Origin of the sequence: Streptomyces sp. DH12 (assembly GCF_020873895.1) — a bacterium.
Taxonomy (GTDB): domain Bacteria; phylum Actinomycetota; class Actinomycetes; order Streptomycetales; family Streptomycetaceae; genus Streptomyces.
The window spans coordinates 1-415 of sequence record NZ_JAHWGT010001403.1 but is presented as its reverse complement, the minus strand read 5'-3'; the positions used below and the strand labels follow the sequence as shown (position 1 = coordinate 415).

Annotated in this window: 2 pseudogenes; one reads left to right on the top strand and one right to left on the bottom strand. The window is 73.3% G+C overall.

Annotated elements, in window-relative coordinates:
* Positions 1 to 111: pseudogene (locus LPA54_RS40290) on the bottom strand (NERD domain-containing protein); the annotation flags it as partial.
* 99 nt (positions 112 to 210) lie between these two features.
* On the opposite strand from LPA54_RS40290, the pseudogene LPA54_RS40285 reads away from it, so the two are divergent.
* Positions 211 to 415, top strand: a pseudogene (locus LPA54_RS40285) (protein phosphatase); the annotation flags it as partial.

Sequence of the window (415 nt, the reverse complement as noted above, 5' to 3'; positions counted from 1 at the left end):
CACCCGGGCCGCCTCACGGTCGTACCAGGCGATGTCCCTGCCGTCCGGGAGGCGGACGTGGAGCCGGTCCCTGCCGTGCCGGCGGGCCGGCACGACGCGTGGTCCGTCCATGCGCCATCACCTCGCCTCCATGGGACCAGGCGGGGTGCTGCGGGGGCAAGAAGCCGGATACCGTGGACAGAAGTTGGGCGAGGTGGGTGGGAGGCGCCGTTGCGTACCCGCGAGAGTCAACCCGACGTACCGGCTCCGGACAGTCCGTGGGACGAGATCGAGCCGGGTCTGTGGATGGGCGGGCACCAGGTCCTCGGGCCCGCGGGGCGGGTGGAGCCGGTGGTGGTGCGCCGCCAGTTCGACCTGGTGCAGACGCTGCTGCGGCTGCCGGGACACGGCCCCGATCCCGGGATCGAGCACCAGG